Origin of the sequence: Gordonia sp. SID5947 (genome assembly GCF_009862785.1) — a bacterium.
Taxonomy (GTDB): domain Bacteria; phylum Actinomycetota; class Actinomycetes; order Mycobacteriales; family Mycobacteriaceae; genus Gordonia.
Window position 1 is genome coordinate 2,856,552 of the sequence record NZ_WWHU01000001.1, and the last position, 20,099, is coordinate 2,876,650.

The 20,099-nt window shown below is 67.1% G+C and carries 19 protein-coding genes and 1 pseudogene; 7 read left to right on the top strand and 13 right to left on the bottom strand.

Going from position 1 to position 20,099, the window contains the following annotated elements; translation table 11 throughout:
- Positions 1-68: 68 nt before the first annotated feature.
- The gene (locus GTV32_RS13175; protein WP_161060702.1) at positions 69-1,280 is read right to left on the bottom strand and encodes an acetyl-CoA C-acetyltransferase; all 1,212 of its coding nucleotides are present in this window, start codon (positions 1,278-1,280) and stop codon (positions 69-71) included.
- Positions 1,281-1,409: 129 nt separating this feature from the next.
- On the opposite strand from GTV32_RS13175, the gene GTV32_RS13180 reads away from it, so the two are divergent.
- Together GTV32_RS13180 and GTV32_RS13185 are read left to right on the top strand one after the other, a co-directional pair.
- Positions 1,410-2,582, top strand: coding sequence for a TetR/AcrR family transcriptional regulator (locus GTV32_RS13180; protein ID WP_161060703.1), 1,173 nt, complete (start codon positions 1,410-1,412; stop codon positions 2,580-2,582).
- A gap of 107 nt (positions 2,583-2,689) precedes the next feature.
- Positions 2,690-3,607 (top strand): adenylate/guanylate cyclase domain-containing protein, encoded by a 918-nt coding sequence (locus GTV32_RS13185; RefSeq protein WP_343287315.1) that lies wholly within the window; start codon positions 2,690-2,692, stop codon positions 3,605-3,607.
- 10 nt (positions 3,608-3,617) lie between these two features.
- On the opposite strand, the gene GTV32_RS13190 is transcribed toward GTV32_RS13185, so the two are convergent.
- From GTV32_RS13190 to GTV32_RS13205, 4 genes are read right to left on the bottom strand one after another with little or no spacing between them, the layout of a single operon-like run.
- Positions 3,618-4,688, bottom strand: coding sequence for an ATP-binding cassette domain-containing protein (locus tag GTV32_RS13190; protein ID WP_343287316.1), 1,071 nt, complete (start codon positions 4,686-4,688; stop codon positions 3,618-3,620).
- Positions 4,685-5,494, bottom strand: coding sequence for an ABC transporter permease (locus GTV32_RS13195; RefSeq protein ID WP_161060705.1), 810 nt, complete (start codon positions 5,492-5,494; stop codon positions 4,685-4,687). The genes GTV32_RS13190 and GTV32_RS13195 overlap by 4 nt, the downstream gene beginning before the upstream one ends.
- Positions 5,491-6,252 carry a molybdate ABC transporter substrate-binding protein gene (modA, locus tag GTV32_RS13200; RefSeq protein ID WP_161060706.1) on the bottom strand — a complete coding sequence of 254 codons (762 nt, stop codon included), beginning with the start codon at positions 6,250-6,252 and terminating at the stop codon, positions 5,491-5,493. The genes GTV32_RS13195 and modA overlap by 4 nt, the downstream gene beginning before the upstream one ends.
- Entirely contained in the window at positions 6,249-6,653 is a 405-nt protein-coding gene (locus tag GTV32_RS13205) for a TOBE domain-containing protein (RefSeq protein WP_161060707.1), read from the bottom strand. Before GTV32_RS13205 ends, modA begins: the two co-directional genes overlap by 4 nt.
- Before the next feature lie 239 nt (positions 6,654-6,892).
- On the opposite strand from GTV32_RS13205, the gene GTV32_RS13210 reads away from it, so the two are divergent.
- Together GTV32_RS13210 and GTV32_RS13215 are read left to right on the top strand one after the other, a co-directional pair.
- Positions 6,893-7,912 (top strand): ATP-binding cassette domain-containing protein, encoded by a 1,020-nt coding sequence (locus GTV32_RS13210; RefSeq protein ID WP_161060708.1) that lies wholly within the window; start codon positions 6,893-6,895, stop codon positions 7,910-7,912.
- Positions 7,909-8,757, top strand: coding sequence for an ABC transporter permease (locus GTV32_RS13215; protein WP_161060709.1), 849 nt, complete (start codon positions 7,909-7,911; stop codon positions 8,755-8,757). The genes GTV32_RS13210 and GTV32_RS13215 overlap by 4 nt, the downstream gene beginning before the upstream one ends.
- Before the next feature lie 158 nt (positions 8,758-8,915).
- Here the strand turns inward: GTV32_RS13215 and GTV32_RS13220 are convergent, their stop codons facing one another.
- A complete protein-coding gene (locus GTV32_RS13220) occupies positions 8,916-10,220 on the bottom strand; it encodes an ROK family transcriptional regulator (protein WP_161060710.1) in 1,305 nt (434 codons plus the stop codon).
- A 585-nt stretch (positions 10,221-10,805) separates the two neighbouring features.
- On the opposite strand from GTV32_RS13220, the gene GTV32_RS13225 reads away from it, so the two are divergent.
- Positions 10,806-11,852: a sigma-70 family RNA polymerase sigma factor gene (locus GTV32_RS13225; RefSeq protein WP_161060711.1), complete on the top strand. Its 1,047-nt coding sequence runs from the start codon at positions 10,806-10,808 to the stop codon at positions 11,850-11,852.
- 14 nt (positions 11,853-11,866) lie between these two features.
- Here GTV32_RS13225 and GTV32_RS13230 read toward each other — a convergent pair whose 3' ends face one another.
- Complete coding sequence (locus GTV32_RS13230; protein ID WP_161062512.1) at positions 11,867-12,286, bottom strand: VOC family protein; 420 nt, start codon at positions 12,284-12,286, stop codon at positions 11,867-11,869.
- A 112-nt stretch (positions 12,287-12,398) separates the two neighbouring features.
- Here GTV32_RS13230 and GTV32_RS13235 point away from each other — a divergent pair, with 112 nt between their 5' ends.
- Complete coding sequence (locus GTV32_RS13235; protein ID WP_161060712.1) at positions 12,399-13,091, top strand: histidine phosphatase family protein; 693 nt, start codon at positions 12,399-12,401, stop codon at positions 13,089-13,091.
- Positions 13,092-13,258: 167 nt separating this feature from the next.
- Here GTV32_RS13235 and GTV32_RS13240 read toward each other — a convergent pair whose 3' ends face one another.
- From GTV32_RS13240 to GTV32_RS13260, 5 genes and pseudogenes are all read right to left on the bottom strand, one after another.
- Positions 13,259-13,996, bottom strand: coding sequence for an SDR family oxidoreductase (locus tag GTV32_RS13240; RefSeq protein WP_161060713.1), 738 nt, complete (start codon positions 13,994-13,996; stop codon positions 13,259-13,261).
- The gene (locus GTV32_RS13245; protein WP_343287317.1) at positions 13,986-15,014 is read right to left on the bottom strand and encodes a phosphotransferase family protein; all 1,029 of its coding nucleotides are present in this window, start codon (positions 15,012-15,014) and stop codon (positions 13,986-13,988) included. The genes GTV32_RS13240 and GTV32_RS13245 overlap by 11 nt, the downstream gene beginning before the upstream one ends.
- Positions 15,011-16,234, bottom strand: a complete 1,224-nt coding sequence (locus GTV32_RS13250; RefSeq protein WP_161060715.1) for an acyl-CoA dehydrogenase family protein — start codon at positions 16,232-16,234, stop codon at positions 15,011-15,013. The genes GTV32_RS13245 and GTV32_RS13250 overlap by 4 nt, the downstream gene beginning before the upstream one ends.
- Before the next feature lie 102 nt (positions 16,235-16,336).
- Positions 16,337-16,990, bottom strand: coding sequence for a TetR/AcrR family transcriptional regulator (locus GTV32_RS13255; RefSeq protein ID WP_202421789.1), 654 nt, complete (start codon positions 16,988-16,990; stop codon positions 16,337-16,339).
- Between the two features lie 60 nt (positions 16,991-17,050).
- Positions 17,051-17,718, bottom strand: a pseudogene (locus tag GTV32_RS13260) (TetR/AcrR family transcriptional regulator).
- A gap of 187 nt (positions 17,719-17,905) precedes the next feature.
- Here GTV32_RS13260 and GTV32_RS13265 point away from each other — a divergent pair.
- Positions 17,906-18,727 (top strand): oxygenase MpaB family protein, encoded by an 822-nt coding sequence (locus GTV32_RS13265; protein ID WP_237421838.1) that lies wholly within the window; start codon positions 17,906-17,908, stop codon positions 18,725-18,727.
- Positions 18,728-18,771: 44 nt separating this feature from the next.
- Here GTV32_RS13265 and GTV32_RS13270 read toward each other — a convergent pair whose 3' ends face one another.
- Positions 18,772-20,052: an alpha-hydroxy-acid oxidizing protein gene (locus tag GTV32_RS13270; RefSeq protein WP_161062513.1), complete on the bottom strand. Its 1,281-nt coding sequence runs from the start codon at positions 20,050-20,052 to the stop codon at positions 18,772-18,774.
- Between the last annotated feature and the right edge of the window lie 47 nt (positions 20,053-20,099).

Genomic DNA, 20,099 nt, shown 5'->3' on the forward strand with positions numbered 1-20,099 from the left:
CGAGGAACGAGCGAGGCGTCACGAAGGGGCGAGACGTCACGAAGGGTCGGGGACTGCGAAATGGAAGGTCAGAGACGCTCGATGATGGTCGCGACGCCCATGCCGCCGCCGATACACAGGGTGACCAGGCCGTAGCGGCCGCCGGTGCGCTCGAGCTCGTCGAGGCAGGTGCCGAAGATCATCGCGCCGGTCGCGCCGAGCGGGTGGCCCATGGCGATCGCGCCGCCGTTGACGTTGACCTTCTCGTGCGGGATCTTCAGATCCTTCATCCACTTCATGACGACCGACGCGAACGCCTCGTTGAGCTCGAAGACGTCGATGTCGTCGACGGTCAGTCCGGCCTTCTTCAGCGCCAGCTCGGTGGCCGGGGTGGGGCCGGTCAGCATGATGGTCGGCTCGCTGCCGATCTCGGCGAAGGTGACGACCCGGCCGCGCGGGGTGAGGCCGTTGCGCTTGCCCGCCTCTTCGCTGCCGAGCAGCACCAGGCCGGAGCCGTCGACGATGCCGGAGCTGTTACCACCGGTGTGCACGTGGTTGATCTTCTCGACCGAGTGGTACTTCTGCAGCGCGACATCGTCGAAGCCGGCCATGTCGGCCAGTGCCTGGAAGGCAGGCTTGAGCTTGCCGAGGCCCTCGACGGTGCTGCCGGGCCGACGGTGCTCATCCTGATCGAGCACGATGACGCCGTTGATGTCCCGGACCGGGACGACGGACTTCGCAAAATAGCCGGAGGTCCAAGCCTTCTCGGCGCGAGCCTGCGACTCGGCGGCGAAGGCGTCGACGTCCTCGCGGCTGAAGCCCTCGATGGTCGCGATCAGGTCGGCACCGATGCCCTGCGGGACGATGTAGTTGTCGTACGCGGTGGCCGGGTCGGTGAACAGTGCACCACCGTCGCTGCCCATCGGCACGCGCGACATCGACTCGACGCCACCGGCCAGGACCAGGTCGTCGAAGCCGGATGCGACCTTGGCCGCGGCGAGGTTGGTGGCTTCCAGGCCGGATGCGCAGAAGCGGTTGATCTGCGTACCGGGGACGCTCTCCGGCAGGCCGCTGTTGAGCGCCGCGGTGCGGGAGATGACCGCGCCCTGCTCGCCCACCGGCGACACGACGCCGAGGACGACATCGTTGACGTCGGCCGGATCGAGGCCGCCGTGACGGGACAGGACCTCGTCGATCAGGCCGGAGACCAGATCGACCGGCTTGATGCTGTGCAGCGAGCCACCGCGCTGCTTGCCACGGGGCGTACGGATCGCCTCATAGATGAATGCTTGCTCAGCCACGTTGAGTGTTCCTTTCGCATGAACCATGTGTGGTTACCTTGTCAGGCTAACGCGGAATAACTTGTTTGGCTATAGCGGGTGCTCAGAGGCATCCTCGCGCCGCAAAGAATGCGCTATGGTCGATTAACCATGGCTACCGAGAAACCGACCCGGCGCACCCGGCCGGCCGACCGCAAGGGACAGCTCGTCCAGCATGCGGCGGCGCTGTTCGCCGAGCGTGGGTACACGCAGGTCTCGCTGGCGGACATCGCCCGCGCGGCCGGGGTCACCGCGCCCTCGGTCTATCGGCACTTCGACGACAAGCAGGCGTTGCTGGCGGCGGCGGTGCTGGCCGGGGTCGACGATCTGGAGGCCTGCACGGGACGGGCGCTGGCAGACGACGACGCCCAGGTCGCTGATCTGATCGCAGCGGTCTGCACCCTCGGTGTGCGGCGTCCGCAATCGACGTCGTTGTGGCGGTGGGCCAGCCAGCACCTCACCGACGACCAGAACCGGGAGGTGGTGCTGCGTACCCGGGCGATCCTGCATCGCTGGGCGGGTGCCCTCGCCCAGGGCACCGACCTCTCCGAGCGAGAAGCCGTCACCCTTGCCTGGGCGGCCCTGAGCGTCGCGGGCAGCATGTCGGTGCACAACACGCGGATGTCGACGACACGCGCACTCGAGGAAGTCGAACTGCTGGTGCGGCGGGTGATCGCCCTGCGACCGGCGACTGCCCCGCCATTGCCTCCGCTGCCGCCTCCCGGTGCCGGCGTGCCCACGCGACGGGACGAGATCCTCGACGCAGCCGCAGCGATGTTCGCCGAGCGCGGGTACAGCGGCGTCGGAGTCGACGACATCGGTGCCGCCGTCGGGATCACCGGCCCCAGCGTCTACAAACACTTCAGCTCGAAGATGGCGATCCTCGCCGGCATCGGCCAGCGCAGCGCCACCCGCCTCGAAGCGGGTGTCGTGGCCGCCTACGCGTCCACCGCCGATCCCGCCAAACTGATTGCCATGCTGGTCGATTCGTACGTCAACGTGATCACGTCGACACCAGACCTGTCGGTGTCGTTCAACAATTCCTATGCACTGGCGGGTCAACCCACCGCGCATGATCTCGTCGACCTCCAGCGCCACTACGTGGCGCGCTGGGTGGACCTCCTGATGGAAGCGCAGCCAGACCTCCCCCGCGAACGTGCCGCTGTGGACGTCCGCGCCGCCCTGTCGGTGGTCAACGACGCGATTCGGATGCGTCGCGGTGTCAAGCGGCCGGAATTCGGTGCGCAGATGGCGTACCTGATGAAAGGCGTACTCGACGTCTGAGGGTGGTCGCGGCAAACGATCGACAGCCATTCGCCCCTCGAGTTGGCACGAGCGCGCGAGTGCCGTATCGAGACCACGGCACCCACCCCTTCACTATGCTGAGAACCGTGAGCAGAGCAGACGGGGGCGACGCTGCCCGCTACACCCGTGACGAGCTGATCGCCGAGCTCGGCCTGACCCCCGAGTACGCGGAAAAGGTCTGGAACGCTTTCGGATTCGCCCGGCGATCGACACCCGACAAGATCTTCACCGATGCCGACGTCGCGGCGTTGCGCCTGTTCGCCGACTCCGAGTCGACGATGCCGGAAGAAGCGCAGGTCGCGACCGCCCGCGCCATCGGCCAGACCATGTCGCGACTCGCGGAGTGGCAGGCAGATCAGCTGCGGGAACTCGATCGCAACCCGGAGGTACCGTGGTCGCTCGACCAGATGAGCGGCGCGCTCGGGCAGATCCAGCAATTGATCTGGCGGCGACACCTCGCCATCGCTCTCGAGCACGGCGTCGAGCGCGAGACCGACGAGCGACTCGATCTGGTGGTCGGCTTCGCCGACATCGTCGGGTACACCAGCCTCTCCCGTCGTATCGCCCTCGACGAACTGGAGAAACTGCTCGAATCCTTCGAGGAGGACACCTTCGAGATCGTCGCGGCGAACGGCGGACACGTCGTCAAGACACTCGGCGACGCGGTGATGTTCACATTCAACGACCCGGGGGCCGCGGCCGCGACCACGGTGGCGCTCCATGGCCTGTCCGAGACCGAACGCATCCCGCAACTGCGCGCAGGCCTGGCCCGTGGTCGGGTGTTGAGCCGCCTCGGTGACGTGTTCGGCGAACCGGTCAACATCGCCGCCCGCCTGGCCGGATCCGCTCGGCCCGGAACGACACTCGTCGACGAGATGATGGGCGAAAGTCTCAGTGATGATGACCGGTTCTACCTGAAGTCGGTGCCGACGCTGAGCGTGCGCGGTTACAAACGCCTGAAAGCCCGCGCCCTGGAGACCAATCGGCACCTCGACGACACCTGAGCAACGGCGGTCAGTAGATGCGCACCGCGCTCGCCTTGACCGCAAAACAGACCTGCGCACCGACGACGAGCGACAGTTCGGTCACGGCCGCGGCGGTGATCTCGGCCGCCAGCACATGTCCGTCCACGGTGCCGCGCACCAGCATTCGGTCGCCGTGTGGGACCACCTGGCCGACCGATATCTCGAACACGTTGCGGAAACTCGCATCCGACGGCGGCGCCCGGAACACCGCGACCGCATCCGGCGCGAACACCGCGGTCACGTGTCCTCCGGTGTGCACTGGCTCGGCGACGGTTCCCGCGACCGCGACCGCGCCGGATACGACGGTCGATCCGTCCCAGAGACCGGACACGAGATTGAGCCCGGCCAGACGCGCAGCAAAAGCGTTGGCAGGACTGGCCAGCACCCGGCCTACCGGCCCGCTGTCGACGATGCGCCCGTCATCGACGACCATCGCGGAGTCGGCCAGCGTCACCACGTCGACGACGTCATGGGTCACCATGATCGTCGTCCGCGTCCGGTCGAGGAGGAGGTCTCGGAGCAATGCCCGCAGCCGGCCTGCCACCTCGACGTCGAGGGCCCGGAAGGGCTCGTCCAGCAACAGAATCCGCGGTTGTGCGGCCAATGCGCGCGCGATGGCCACACGCTGGGCCTGGCCTCCAGAGAGTTCGGCAGGCCTGCGATCGGCGAGATCGGCGACTTCGACGGCCTCGAGCCACCGTTGCACGCGGGCGGCGACCTCGGATCGGCCGAGGCGCTGCGCGGCCGGTGCGAACGCGACGTTTCCCCGCACGGTCAGATGCGGGAACAGGCGTGCCTCCTGGGACAGCAATGCCACGCCCCGCCGATGTGCCGGGACAAAGGTGTGTCCACCGGCCAACAGATCGCCATCCAGGGTGACCCGCGACTCGCCCCCGCGGATCAGTCCGGCGACCACGCGCAGGAGGGTGGTCTTGCCCGCACCGTTGGGTCCGACCACCGCAGTGGTGCTGCCAAATGCAAAGGTGTGCTCGATGTGCAAGGGCGGGAGCGTATTCGCGATGTCGACCTGCAATGCCCTCTCCAGGGGCCCGGAGCTCACAGCGCCTCCTGGACCGACCGGCGACGTCGGGTGTGTACCGCGACCACGACGATCAATGAGACGACCACCAGCACCAGCGACAACGGTATCGCGGCCTGCGGGTCGTCGATCTCCGCGACGTAGATCGCGAGCGGCGCGGTCTGGGTGATGCCCGGCGCATTGCCCGCGAAGGTGATCGTCGCGCCGAATTCCCCCATGGCCCTGGCGAATGCCAGTACCACCCCAGCCAACAGCGACGGTACGACGAGCGGCAGGGTCACCCGCCAAAGGGTTCGCGAGGGACCGGCCCCGAGAGTCGCGGCCACCTCCTCATACCTCGTCCCGGCAACCCGCAACGCGCCTTCGACGCTGATGACCAGGAACGGCAGCGCCACAAAGGTCTGCGCCAGGACCACCGCTGCCGATGTGAACGCGATGTCGATGCCGATGGCGCGCAGATGCTCTCCGACGAGACCGAACCGGCCGAAGGTGTAGAGCAAGGCGATGCCGCCGACCACTGGCGGCAACACCAGCGGCAGCAGGACCAGTGATCTCAACAACCGGGTGACGGCACCGTCGTGGCGCGCGAACACCACCGCCATCGGCACGCCGAGCGCGACACACAACAGCGTGCTGATCGCCGCTGTCCGCAGCGACAACCACAGTGCCTGCCGCGACGATTGGGAGCCGACCTGATCGAGGAAGGTGTCCCACGGTGTCTGCGCCAGCAGCGCGATGGGGGGCAGCACGATCAGCGTGATGCCGAGGGCCGCCGGAAGATACAGCCAGGCGGGTAGCCCGGCGGGGATGGCTGGTCTGCGGATCAAGGCTTTCCGAATCCCGCTTGCCGGAAGATCTGCCGGCCGGCCGGGCTCAGCACTGCATCGACGAACTCCTCGGCGACGCCCTCGTTCGCAGCGTCCCGGACCGTGGCGATCGGGTACGAGTTGACCACCGACGCAAAAGCCGGGTCCGTCACGGTCGCGACCTTGTCGCCCGCTCCCTTGGCGTCGGTCACGTACACCAGGCCGGCGTCTGCCTGTCCCGACGTCACCTTGGTGAGCACCGCGCTGACCGATTGCTCCTCGGAGGCCGCGTCGATGGTGACGCCGGTGTCGCGTTCCACGGTGGCGGTCGCGCTGCCGCACGGCTGCGCCGCCTGGCATACGACGGTGGTCACGCCCGGCTTGTCGAGGTCGGCGAAGGACGTGATGCCCTTTGGATTACCCGGCGCCGTCACGATCACCAAGGTGTTGGTGGCAAAGGTCTTCGGGTCGACCGCCTCCTCGCCCAGTTTCTCCATGTTCTTCTGGTCCGCGCTGGCGAAGACGTCGGCGGGGGCGCCCTGCTTGATCTGGTTCGCCAGGGTCGACGAGCCGTCGAAGGACAGCGACACCGTGGTGCCCGGATGCTGCTTCTCGAATTCGTCGGCGATCGCGGTGAACGTCTTCTTCAATGACGCTGCGGCAGAAACGTTCAGCGTCGTCGGGGACGGGCCGGACGACGCGGCGTCATCCGACGACGAGCAACCGGATGCCACCACCACCGACACGACCACCGACGCGGCGGCCAGGATCTTCCTCACTGTCCGGCTCGTTTCGTCTCGACGATCACGGTGGTGGCCTTCACCACCGCGGTGGCGACCGATCCCGGAGCCAACTGCAGTTCGCGTGCCGCGTCGGCGCTCATCAGCGAGGTCACTTCGAATGGGCCGCACTGCATCGTCACCTGCGCCATCACCCCGTCGATCGACACCGCGGTGACGAGGCCGGCGAACCGATTGCGCGCCGACCGCAGGACCCCGTCGTCGTCCGGCGGCGTCGCGGCCCGCCTGCGGGCGAGCGCGGCCAGTTCGGCTCCGTCGACCGCGGTGACCTCACGATCGCCGGTGGACGCCGTCAGTTCGCCTGCGGCGATCCACCGTCGTACGGTGTCGTCGCTGACGCCCAGCAACATGGCGGCATCACGCACTCGAATGACATTCATTTCATCAGCGTATCCGCATATGCGCCCCAGCAGTGCCCTTGGCCACGCATCTGCGGAACCAGTCCCGTTATCGTTGACTTCATGTCCACCTGAACTCTTAGCGTTGACACCGAGCACCCGCGATGTGCCGATGAGTTCCGATCGTCTCCGTGGTCTGCCCTGGTGCCCTTCACGCAGCGTCGCGGAGGGCCGAAAAATAGGTCGCTGGATGTCCGATTTGCACCGTAATGTGGAGAAACATGAGCTCACCCACCGCCCCCGCCGTAGCCTCGCGTGACCGACAGGCGACGCCTGATGTCGCCATCGAGGCCGTCGACCTGGTCAAGAAGTTCGGCGATTTCACCGCCGTCGACGGTGTCAGTTTCACCGTGCCGCAAGGCTCGGTGCTCGGCCTGCTCGGCCCCAACGGAGCAGGCAAGACCACCATCGTCCGCATGATGACCACGTTGTCGCCGCCGACGAGTGGCTCGGCCAGCATCGCCGGCTACGACGTCGCAACTCAACCCGAGATGGTCCGCCGCAGTATGGGATTGACGGGTCAGGCCGCCACTGTCGACGAGATCCTCACCGGACGCGAGAACATTCGGATGATCGGTGGCCTGTACGGCATCGGCCGCAAGGAACTCAACCGTCGAGCCGATCGGCTGCTCGAGCAGTTCTCGCTGACCGAGGCCGGCAACAAACAGGTCAAGTCCTACTCGGGCGGCATGCGGCGACGCCTCGACCTCGCGGTCAGTCTGCTGGCGGCGCCGCCGGTGCTGTTCCTCGACGAACCGACCACCGGCCTCGACCCCCGCAGCCGTCAGGAACTGTGGGACGTGCTGCGCAACCTGGTTGCCGACGGCACCACGCTGTTGCTGACCACGCAGTACCTCGAGGAGGCCGACCAGCTCGCCGACGACATCGTGGTGATCGACAAGGGGAAGATCATCGCGCACGGCACGTCGCTGGAGCTCAAGCAGCAGGCCGGGGCGGCAAGTCTGGTGCTGACCGTCTCCGATGCCGACGACATCCCCGAAGCGGAGGCACTCCTCCGCAAGACCGGCACCGATGTCTTCATCGATCACGGTGCCCGCAGGTTGACCGCACCGGCCGAGGGCCTCGGTGACCTCACCCGAGTCGTCGCATGGTTCGACGAGAGCGGTATCGCCGTCGACGACCTGGGACTGGCCCGACCCAGTCTCGATGATGTCTTCCTGTCACTCACCGGCCACCGCGCCGAAGACGACACGGCCTCCGAGGAGGAGCAGACCGCATGACCACCACCGTCACTTCCGATCCCGCCGTCGCCCAGCGACCCGAGATCCATCAGACAACCATCTGGCAGCAGTCATGGATCATGGTGAAACGCAACATGATCCACACCAAGCGGATGCCGGAGATGCTCTCCGACGTCACCATCCAGCCGATCATGTTCGTGCTGCTGTTCGCCTACGTCTTCGGCGCGTCGATCACCAACACCGGCGGCGTGTCCTACAAGGAGTTCCTGCTCCCGGGGATCATGGGCCAGACGATCGTCTTCACCGCGTTCATCGTGGCCACCGGCATCACCGCCGACCTGGAGAAGGGGATCATCGATCGCTTCCGATCGTTGCCGATCCGCCGATCATCGGTTCTGGTCGGGCGCAGCATCGCGAGCCTCCTGCACTCGTCGATCGGCATCGTCGTCATGGCGGTCACCGGGCTCGCAATCGGCTGGCGCATTCACGGAACCTTCGCGGAGGCAGTCCTCGCCTTCGCCCTCGTCCTGCTGTTCGGCTTCGGGATGATCTGGTTCGGCATCCTGATCGGGTCCTGGCTGAGCTCGGTGGAGGCGGTGAACGGCTTCATGTTCACCACCCTCTTCCCGCTCACATTCCTGTCGAATGCCTTTGTCCCGACCGCACCGATGCCGTCCTGGCTGCGTGCCATCGCGGAGTGGAATCCCATCTCGGCGCTCGTCCAGTCGATGCGTGTGCTGTGGGGCAACGGCCCGGCAGCCGGACCGGGTTCGCCGTGGCCGCTGCAGCATCCGGAGGTGGCCACCCTGATCTGGGCGGTCGTGTTGACGCTGGTGTTCGCACCGTTCGCACTGCGCGCCTACAACAAGCGCACCTCCGACTGAACCCAACCAACACACCCTCTCCCTCCCTCCCCGCCCCTCCCTGCAGCCGCGACGGTTCCCGGCAGCCGCGACCCCGAAATGGCGTCGCGGCTGCCGGGAAACGTCGCGGCTGCAGAGTGGGGATTGCGGGGGTGGGGATTGCGGGGGTGGGGTGTCGGTCAGGCAGTGAACGCGAGCGCTTCCAGCGGATCGGTGTAGATCGCGTCGAGAGAAACGGCACCGGCGGCCTGCTGCTGCACCGTGGTCCCCGAATGCGACACTCGCACATCACGATTGGCGACCACCGAGGTCGCCTTGACGGCTTTCGCGACGGTCGGCAGCGTGGCCGGGAAGTCGGTGAACGCCTGACCACCGAGCACGATGTGGTCGGGGTTGAAGATGTCGGCGATCAGCGCGACGGTCCGTCCGAGCACTTCGGCTCGTTCTTCGAGCAGGGCACGCGCGGTGGAGTCCCCTGCGCGGGCGAGGTCGTGCACTCCGTCGATGTCGTCGACCGAGAGGCCGAGAGTGCGCGCCGCATCCACCACACCGGTGTCGCTGGCCGTCGGTTCCAGTCGCCCGGTGTTCTCCGGGTCGAGGAGCGTGGTGGGTCCGGTGGGGAAATGTCCGATGACCGGCGGGCCCGCGGTCGGGGTGTGCACGGTGCCGTCGACGCAGAACGCGGTGCCGACCATCTCACGGGCATAGAAGTACAGAAAGCTCGACTTCTTCTGATCGGGGTTGACGACGAGTTCCGCGGCAGCCATCGCCTCGACGTGCGACGCGACCGACACCGGCAGGCCGACCGCCCCGGCGATGATCCGACCGACCGGCGCGGCGGTCCAGCCCAGGCGCGGATGGTCGACGAGGCCGCCCGGCGCAACCCGGCCACCGAGCGCCACACCGGCCCAGAGCACACGACGACCCGTCCATCGGCCCAGGAATCGTCGGGCACTCACCCCGATCGCCGTGAGTGTCTCCTCCGGGGAATCCGTCGCAGGCGTCGGAATCTGGATGGCGCCGACCACCCGATGCAGGAGGTCGTGTGTGGTGATGGAGGTGACCTTGTAACCGATGTGGATACCCAACGTGAGGAAGTCCGTCACGTTGAGCTCGAACGGCAGGCGCGGCCTGCCGATGGCCCCGGCGGGAGCCAGGTCCGCGCGTTCACGGATCAAACCGGCCTTGAGCAGGGCGCCCACTTGCCGGTTCACGGTCGAGACGCTCAGCCCGGTGTGCTCGGCGGCGTCATCACGGAACACCGGGCCGGAGAGACGCGCGGCGCGCAGGACCAGGGCGGCGGGTTTCGACGACAGTTGCAGCTGCGGTGTGGCGATGTGGATGGCAGACGCTCCCTTCCGCGGTGACCCTTGCGCTGGAGGCCGGGGAACGCGGGCGGCGAGCCGGTGTCCCTGGATGCGGGGCGCCTGCGGTCGGGCGGGTTCCGGATTGGCGGTGTGGTGGTGGTCGAGCGTTGCGGTCATCTGTGAGTCCTCATCGAATGTGCCACATCCGGGTCCGATCGGCGCCACGGCACGACCGGTCGCTCGGATCAGCGGATATGAGTGGGCCGCGCATGCGGCCCGGGGGTGATTGCTGAGATCAGCGCATTCGGCGACAACACAGAACACGAGCGAACGGCAGCCGACAGCCCAGAGCGGTCGTCACATAGGTGACCTCTGGGACGTAGGGCTGGCGGCTCGTCATGTCGATCAAGCTAGCAACGCACGATGGACACTGGCAACCTCGCGCAGGTGCCCGCCCGTGTCCCTGTCGGCACACGAATATGGTCGTTCACCGGCGATGATAGGTCGGCACCGACCGCGCGACGCCGGTTGTGCGCAGCCTGATCCGAACCCACCGCCGAGGACCCCGCCGCCGACGACGCGCGTGCAGTGCGGGGTCGTATCCGGCCGGCCCGGCGATCCCCCTCACGACCGCCGGGCCGACACGGTTGCCCGGCACCTACGCGCCGGTCCTACTTCTGACGCAGCGGGCACGGTTTCGGTTCCGTCGAACGCTCGACTCGAGGGCTGATCTTGTCGGACCCTTCCCGTAATCTGGGTCACATGTCCACCACGACTGCGCCGCAAGCGTCCGACGCCGAGTTCCTTGAGGTCGCCGAACCGTTCCGGCGCGAGATCCTGGCGCACTGCTACCGCATGATGGGGTCGCATCACGACGCCGAGGACCTCATGCAGGAGACCTACCTGCGCGCGTGGCGTGGCTACGACAGATTCGATCGGCGCGCGTCGGTGCGCACGTGGTTACACAAGATCGCCACCAACACCTGTCTCACCGCTCTGGGAAGCCGACAGCGGCGGCCGCTCCCGTCCGGCCTCGGAGGCGATGCCTTCGACCCGACCGACAGCCTGCTGCAAGACCATGAGGTCCCCTGGCTCGAGCCGTTCTCCGGCACGGTCGATGAGATCGCACCGGGCGATGACGCCGACCCCGCCTACGTGGTGGGGGCTCGCGAGTCGATCCGTCTCGCCTTCATCGCAGCCCTGCAACATCTCCCGGAGCGTCAACGCGCCGTCCTGATCCTCCGCGACGTCCTGCAGTGGCGGGCCGCGGAGGTCGCCGACACCATCGGGGTCACCACGGCGACCGTCAACAGCCTTCTGCAGCGCGCCCGTGAGCAACTGAAGAATGCCGCGCCCGAGAAGGATTCACCGAGCACGCTCGATGACGACGCCAAGCGCGAACTGCTCGCCAAATATGTATCGGCCTTCGAGCGCTACGACATCGACGCCATCGTGGACCTGTTCACCGACAAGGCCATCTGGGAGATGCCGCCGTTCACCGGCTGGTATCAGGGTGCCATCGCGATCGGCGAACTCATCCGCCGCAACTGCCCTGCGGAGAAGGACGGCGATCAGATCCTCTTGCCGACCATTGCGAACGGACAGCCGGCCTTCGGTCTCTACATGCGCGAGGCCGATGGTGTGCACCGTCCGTTCCATCTCCAGGTCCTCGATATCGACGCCACCGGAAAGGTCTCCTACGTCGTGGCCTTCTTCAGCGACAATCTGGAGGAGGATTTTGCGCGGTTCGGGCTACCCTCCACGCCGTATGAGGCGTCCGACCGCACCGCGCCGAGTTCGTTGCACTGAATTCGTCCCAGGCGCTACGTCGCCGAGTCGTCGGCGGGTATCTGCGAGGGGTCCATCCAGACGATCTCCCACGCGTGGCCGTCCAGATCGCAGAAGCTGCGACAGTACATGAAGCCGAGATCCTCGGGTTCCCGCAACGCGCAACCGCCATGTCTCAGCGCCGCATCGGCGCATCGGTCGACGTCGGCGCGTGAGCAGGCCGACACCGCCACCAGCGACTCACGTCCTGCGCATGGATCCGCCACCGCGCCTGCCGCGTATCCCGCGAACCGCTGCCGCGTGTGGAGAACCACTCGGCTGTGATCGTTGATCTCCATACAGACCGTGCCCTGATCGCAGAACATCGCGTCGAAGCGGAAACCCAGGCTGGTGTAGAACGCCCGCGAGCGCGCCACATCGGCCACGGGAAGATTGACGAACAGCATCGTCGACAATTCGGACACTCCTGACATCGCGTGATCCCACGGTGTATCGACCGATCGGACAAGCCGAACTCATCGGCAGCCGCCCGAACACCAGGCCCGCAGACGCCATAAGGTGTGAGGCATGGGCGTGATCTATCTGGTCCGGCACGGACAGGCGGACCCGAATGCGTACGGAATCCAGGGCACCGACGATGCTGCGCCCAACGGGCCAGGCGGTCTCACCGACACAGGTGTCATGCAGGCGCGACTGACCGGCGCATTGCTCGCCAGCCTCACCGACAAGGTGACGGCGGCGGTGAGTGGCGATCTCCCACGGCAGTCGCAGACCCTCGCCGGAGTTCTCGAAGCGTTCGACGCTGCCCCGGCTCCGGAGGTCGACCCCGACTGGAACGAGTACGCGCTGCCGGCCCTCGTCGGTTCGGCCAGCGCCGAGGAGTATCGCGACGGCCGCAGCTATCAACAGCGTCTCGACGCCGGGCTGGCCGCGTGGATCGCCGACACAGCCCAGCACCATGAGGCGGGCGGGGAGACCTACCGCGACTTCAGCACGCGTATCTCCGCCGCCGCCGACCGCGCCGTCGCCCTGGCCGGGTCGGGACAGACCGTCGTCGTGGTCGCCTCCGCCGGCTCGATCACCCAATGGCTGGGCCAGCTCTGGGACGTGCCGGCGCAGACCTGGCCGCTGCTGTCGCGCACCATGGTGAACGCCTCGGTGTCGAAGCTGATCGTCGGACGCACGGGCGTCTCGGTGGTGTCGTTCAACGAACACGCCCACCTCGCGGATCGCGACGGCGGAGTAGCGACGTTCCGCTGACGGACCCTTCGAGACGCATCGCTCGTTCCTCGCGACGCTCCTCAGGGAACAGGCAGGCCGCATCGCTCGTTCCTCGCAGGGGCACGGCCTTCCGATCCCTGAGGAGCGAGCTTGCGGCAGAGGACTTTCCGATCCCTGAGGAGCGAGCTTGCGAGCGTCTCGAAGGGTCACGCCCGGTGCAGATTGTTCCCCGGGCGCGTGAGAACCACGTTGGGCAACACCGCGTATCGCGACAACTGGGTGACCGAGTGCGCGATGGTGGCGACGTCACCGACGGTGATCATCTCGTCGCCGGGGATCTGCTCCTTGAGCCAATCCGACATGTCCGTGTCGACGTACCCGGGCGCGATGGTCGTCGCGCTCACGCCGTTACGGGATTCCTCGAGATTGAACGTCTCGCACAGCGAGATCAGCGCGGCCTTCGTCGAGCCGTACGCCGACAGCTCCGGCTCGGGGTAGACACCGGTGATCGACGCGATGGCGATCACCTTCGCCACACCGTTGGTCTCGGCGGTGGCGCGCAACGTCGGCAACAGCGTCTGCAGAAGAATGTACGGCGCACGGACATTCACCTGATAGAGGCGATCGAAACGACGCACCGGTAGGTCAGCGACGGCACCCTTCTGTCCCATGCCGGCGTTGATCACCAGCGTGTCGCACCTACCGAACGCCTCGACATGCCCCGTCGCCAGTTCGGCGACGGCATCCCCGTCGGTCATGTCCGCCGGGATCACCTCCACTCGCCCGGCACCCATCTCCGAGAGCTCGGCGGCCCTGCTCTCCAACGCCTCTCGCCCACGCGAACTGATGGTGAGGTCCCAACCGTCCGCGGCGAACCGCTCGGCGATCGCCGCACCGATCCCCCGGGACGCCCCGGTCACCAATGCCACCTTGTCATCCGACATTCCGTGTCCCCCTCAGCTGTTCCAGACCGGCAGAAATGAACTCGGCCGTTGCCTCACCGGCGCTTTCCGCGCCGTCCGACGATGCGCCGGCCCGTGCCCGGTGTGCGATACCTTCCGCGACCACACCGAGTTTCAGATTCGCCAGTGCCAGGTAGAAGTCCCAGTCACCCAGGTCACGTCCGGTCCGCGTGGCGTAACGCTCGGCGATGTCGTCGGCCGACGGATAGCGATCGCTGGTCCACGCCGCCTCGAAGCCGACCACCTGGTCGAAGCCAGGGCGACGGTACACGCACATCAGCGCGATGTCGGTGAGCGGGTCGCCGAGTGTCGACAACTCCCAATCCACCACCGCGCGAACAATTCCCGGGTCATCGGCCGAGGCGATGGTGTTGTCCACCCGATAGTCACCGTGCACGATGGTGTTGCGCGCCTCGGTCGGCACGCGGTCACCGAGCGCGGCGACCAACTTGTCCACGTCGTCGAGCTCGCGGCTCTTCACGTGCCCCCACTGACGCGCCCACAGCTTCACCTGCCGCGCGACAAAACCATCGGGCCGACCGAACTCGCCCAGCCCGACAGCCCGGTAGTCCACCTCGTGCAGCCGGGCCAACGTCTCGACGAGCCCGTCGAGGTTGCGCTCGATATCGCTGTCCGACAATGCTTTCAGGTCAGTCGACGTACGGATGACCGGTCCGTCGACAAACTCCACCACCGTGAACGGCGCGCCGAAGACCTCCCCGTCGGAATCGATCGCGACAGTTCGCGCCACCGGGACGTCGGTCTGCTGCAGCGCGCTCGTCACCGCCCATTCGCGGTTCATGTCGTGCGCCGACGGGGTGAGCCCGCTCGTCGGTGGACGGCGCACCACCCAGTGCGAAACATCGTCACGCACACTGAAGGTGAGATTCGACTTGCCGCCGCTGATGAGATCGACGCGGAGGTCCCCGATGACGTCGACGCCGCGGCCGACCAGGAAGTCCCGAAGCAGAACAGAATTCAATGCCGGGTGTTCGCTCACCGGCTCGCCCCCGACCCGGCCGACTGGGCTGCTTTCCGTGCCCGGCCGATCGCCCGGCGGGCGATGGCCCATCGGTGCACCTCGGACGGCCCGTCGTAGATACGGAACGGACGCAGCTCACGCTGCAGCCGTGCGAGCGGCAGGTCGTCGGAGACACCCATCCCGCCACACATCTGGATGCTGCGGTCGGCGATCCTGGTGTATGCCTCCGCGGCAAAGGTCTTGGCGATGGAGGTCTCGTTCGACGCGTGGTTGCCCAGATCGAGTTCGTGACAAGCCTTCACCAGCAGTGCGTTACTCGCCGCCAGGTCGATCTCGTTGTCGGCGACCATCTGCTGGATCATGCCGAGGTCGCCGAGCTTGCCGCCGAATCCTTCTCGTCGCGACACGTAGTCGACGGCGACGTCGTGGCAGCGCTGCGCCGAGCCGAACCACCGCATCACATGGGTCATCCGCGCCGGACCCAACCGCACCTGCGCGTAGCGGTAGCCCTCGTCGACCTCACCGAGGATGTCCTCGTCGGGGACGAAGACGTCGGTGAAGCTGACCTCGCAGTGGCCGCCGATCATCGAACGGTCGGTGGTCACGATGTGCCGGTCCACGGAGATCCCCGCAGTGTCGGCCGGGGCGAGGAACATCGTCGCGCCGCCGCGGTCACCGGGTGCGCCCGCGGTGCGCGCCATGATGATGAAGAACCCCGCACCCTCGGCGCCGGTGATGAACCGCTTCTCGCCGTTGATCTTCCAACCGCCGTCCACCTTGACGGCGCTGGTGCGCAAGGCATTGGGATCGGAGCCCGCGCCCGGCGAGGGTTCGGTCATCGCAAATGCCGAGCGGACGTCGCCGGCCGCGAGCGGGGCAAGGTACTTGTGCTTCTGCTCCTGGCTGGCGACGTGCGCGAGCATGTGGACGTTGCCCTCATCGGGCGCGCCGATGTGCAGTGCCACCGGCCCGAAGGTCGAGTATCCGGCGGCCGCGAAGACCGGTGCGCGGTCGGACATGTTGAGACCGAGCCCACCGAACTCGACCGGCGCGTGCGGTGCGAAGATCCCCTCGGCCTTGGCCTTCGCGTTGAGCTCGCGACGCAGGTCGTCCCCGCCGGCCGCGGTGACGTCGCCGCCATGGGCGTTCTCGATCGGCAAGACGTGGTCGCGTACGAATCGGCTCGTCTTGTCGACGATCTCCGAGACATTCGGGTCGTAGCTCAGGTCTACGGGCATGGCATCTCCTCAAGGTCCGCCGACCGAGCGATCGTTCGGCGCCCTCACGATGCCAGCCGCGAAGACGCCGGTCAAGTCGGACCGGCGTCGATGCCGGCCGGATCAGTTCGCGTCGGCGACGGCGCGGTATCCGACCAGCGCGCGGGCGAGCTGCAGGTTGCGCGCAATGAGTTCGTCGGCACCGAGTTCGCCGTCGAGCTTGAACCAGGTCGACACCCCGACGCACATCGTGGCGACCGCGCGACTCGCATCTTTGGGGTATCGGGTGGAGAACACCCCGGCCTCGACACCCGCAAAGACGACCTCGTCGACCATGTGCTGCTGCCGGTCCCGATGCCCGATATAGGTCTGCCGGTAGCTGTCGTCGAGACTCCGGATCTCGGTGGACCCGACGAACGCCTGCTCTCGCCGATACATGTGGAACCTCAGGAGCGACTCGACCACCGCGTCGAACTGATCGATGGGTTCGTCACCGGCCTCGGAGATGGCCCTTTCCGACCGGCTCAGCAGGTCCGTCATGGTCCGTTCCAGCAGGCCCTGCAGCAACGACTGTTTCGACGGGTAGTGGTGATAGAGCCCGGGCACGGACAGATTCGCGCGGGACGCGATCTCCCGCACCGACGTCCCGTGATAGCCCTGCTCGGCGAACGCGGCCAGCGCCGCCGCCAGCGGTACCGGGAGTTCCGCCTCGCCGAAGTCTCGCCATTCACCGATGGAGTGTGGGCGCACCTCCGCCTCGCCGGCTCCACTACTCATGGGTTCCAACATAGCGTCCCTGCGGGTATGGCGGTGAAGCGGCAACACATGGACCGACCGCTATGCGCCGAACCGTTCCACTCCGTCGGCGAGTGCCATCATCAGCCCGACGCTCACTCTCGCCACTCCCTCCCGGTCGAGGTCCAGGTGGCCGTCGAGCCACGCGGCCAGCAGGTGAGCGAGACCGCCGACCTGGAAATGCGCCGCGGCCAGGGCCTTCGGATGCGACCTGACCTCTACCACCCCGAGGCCGATTGCAGAGTCAGTCCTGCGAAGAGCGCGGTCGATTCCATTCGCTTGGCCGCGATCGTCGGGCTGAGCAACGACTGCGAGAACAACAGTCGCCCCTTGCGCCGGTCCTCGTCGATGATGCGGACGATCGTGGCGATGGCACCACTCACCTTGCTCTCGACGTCGTCGCCGGCGCCGAAGGCGGCGAGCGCGTCCTCGGAGATCTCGGCGATCACCTCGTCGAACGTGGCGTTGACCAGTGCCTCGATCGAATCGAAGCTCTCGTAGAAGTAGCGCGTGGTGAGTCCGGCCTCCCGACACACCCCACGCACCGTGACCGACCCTCCGTCGGAGGCGCCGAGCAGCTCGAGCGCGGCGTCGATGAGAGTGGCTCGTCGACGGGCGACGCGGCTGCCGCCGTCCTCCCCGCCATACGCACGCAGTCTGCCGCCGGTACTCGAAGAGCCGGTCGGCCTGGTCTCGGAGGTGCTTGCCACACGTCCATCTTGACACCGACGACCATGACATCGTTGAATGAAAGAGAAAACACGCGTTGTCAGAATGCGTCCCGAGCAACTTCAGGGAGTCCTGGTGAGCACCGAACCGATCATCGATGACGTCGATCTGCCGACCGCATACTCGGCAACAGCGCCGGATACCGAATACCTACCACCGGCCGCCCGGATGACGCGCGGCGAACTCGACGCCCTACCGACCCGGATGAACGAGATGAAGGGCATCTCGGCGCTGGCCGGCCCCGCCAACGTGATCATGCAGCTCGCGATGCCCGCGGTCGGTTACGGCGTGTACGAGAGCCGGGTCGACAGCGGCAACCTGTTCAAGCACCCCATCAAGCGCACTCGCACCACCCTGAGCTACCTCGCGGTTGCCGTGATGGGCAGTCCGGCCGATCGCAAGGCGTATCGCAAGGCGGTAGGCAAGGCGCACGCCAAGGTCCGCTCCACCGCGGACAGTCCCGTGAAGTACAACGCCTTCGATCCCGCACTGCAGCTCTGGGTGGCGGCCTGCCTCTACAAGGGCTGGGAGGACATGCAGCACATCTACGGCGATCCCGCGGACATCACCGACGAGGCGTATCAGAACGGGGCGGTCCTCGGCACCACGCTGCAGGTGCCGCGCGAGATGTGGCCGGCCACCCGGGCCGATTTCGAGGAGTACTGGAACGAGACCGTCGAGAGCTTCGAGATCGACCCGGTCATCCGCGAGCACCTGATGAGCATCACCCGTGCCGAGTTCATGCCGCGCTGGTTCAGCGTGCTGGTCGGCTGGTGGTTCGAACTGCTGACCATCGGCTTCCTGCCCGAGAACTTCCGCGACAAGATGGGGCTCGAGTTCAAGCCGTGGCAACGCGTCGTCTTCGACACCCACAACAAGGTCGCCCGCGCCATCAGCAACCGACTGCCGAAACCGCTGCGTGAATTCCCGTTCAACCTCTTGTTGTGGGATGTCCGCTTCCGTATCCGGACCAAGCGTCCCCTGGTCTGAGGACGTCCCGCGGGTCTCGATAAGCCGCTCGCTGTCGAGACCCCTCACACCCGCTGCAACGCAGTCGGATTCACGTCGGCGACGGATGTGTGCCCGGCCAGCCCGAGCGTGAGGTCGAGTTCGGCGATGATGTTGGCGACCACATCGCGCGCGCCGTCGGCGCCGGCCAGCGCGAGACCATACATGTGCGGACGGCCGATACACGCGGCGTCTGCGCCGAGTGCGAGTGCCTTGAAGACGTCGGCGCCCGTGTGAATACCCGAATCCACGAGCACCTTGATCCGCCCGTCCACGGCAGGAGCGATCGCCGCGAGGGCATCGATCGAGCCGATCGCACCGTCGACCTGACGGCCGCCGTGGTTGGACACGATGATCCCGTCGACACCGGCATCGACGGCCCGGCGCGCGTCGTCGGGATGCAGGACCCCCTTGAGAACGATCGGCAACGACGTCCGGTCACGCAACCCCTCGATGTCGTCCCAGTTCAACGAGGGCCGTGAGTAGATGTCGAGAAAGGTCTGCACCGCGACCCTCGGCTCCGGCCTGCGCAGGTTGTCACGCATCCGGCCCGGCGCGTTGCGGGCGATGGAGAAGAGGGTCTTGATGGCGCCGAGGGAGATCTCCGGACGCTGGCCGCCCATGGCAGATCGGACGCGCTCGGCGACGATCTCGGTGAAGCGCGGGTCCGAGGTGTACTGATCGATGCCCTCCCCCCGCGCGAACGGCAACGACCCCAGGTTCAGATCCTGCGGGCGCCAGCCGAGCATCGTGGTGTCGAGCGTGACCGCGACGGCGGCGGCACCCATCTTCTCGGCACGCGCGAGCAGGCTGTCGACGAGCTCGTCGTCGGTGGACCAGTACAGCTGGAACCAGCGTGGCGCGCCCGGCCGGACCCGATCCATCTCGGCCGCCACCGTCTCCATCGGGGCACTGCCCTGATTCGAGAAGATGTAGGGCACACCGAGTTCGGCGGCCGCATGCCCGATGTGTACGTCGGCGTCGCGAGCGGCGAGCGCGCCGGCACCCACCGGCGAGAACAGCACGGGCGCCGGAAGATGCTGCCCGAACAGCTCGATGCCGGTGGTCCGCGACGACACGTCGCGCAGCACCCGGGGCACGATCGCCCACCGGTCGAGTGCGGCGCGATTCGCCGTCATCGTGGAGCCCTCGCCCGCACCGCCGGCGATGTAGGCCCACGCCCGCTCCGACATCGCGCGCCGCGCCTGGCGTTCGAGTTCGGCATGGTCGGTGGGCACTCGCGGCCTGCGCCCGTGGATGCCTTGCGTGTAGATCTCGTTCTGGCGCAGGCGGCCGGCACCGGCCATGGGCGTCTCGGCGGATTCGGTCACGGTCGGCACTCCACGCTCATCGG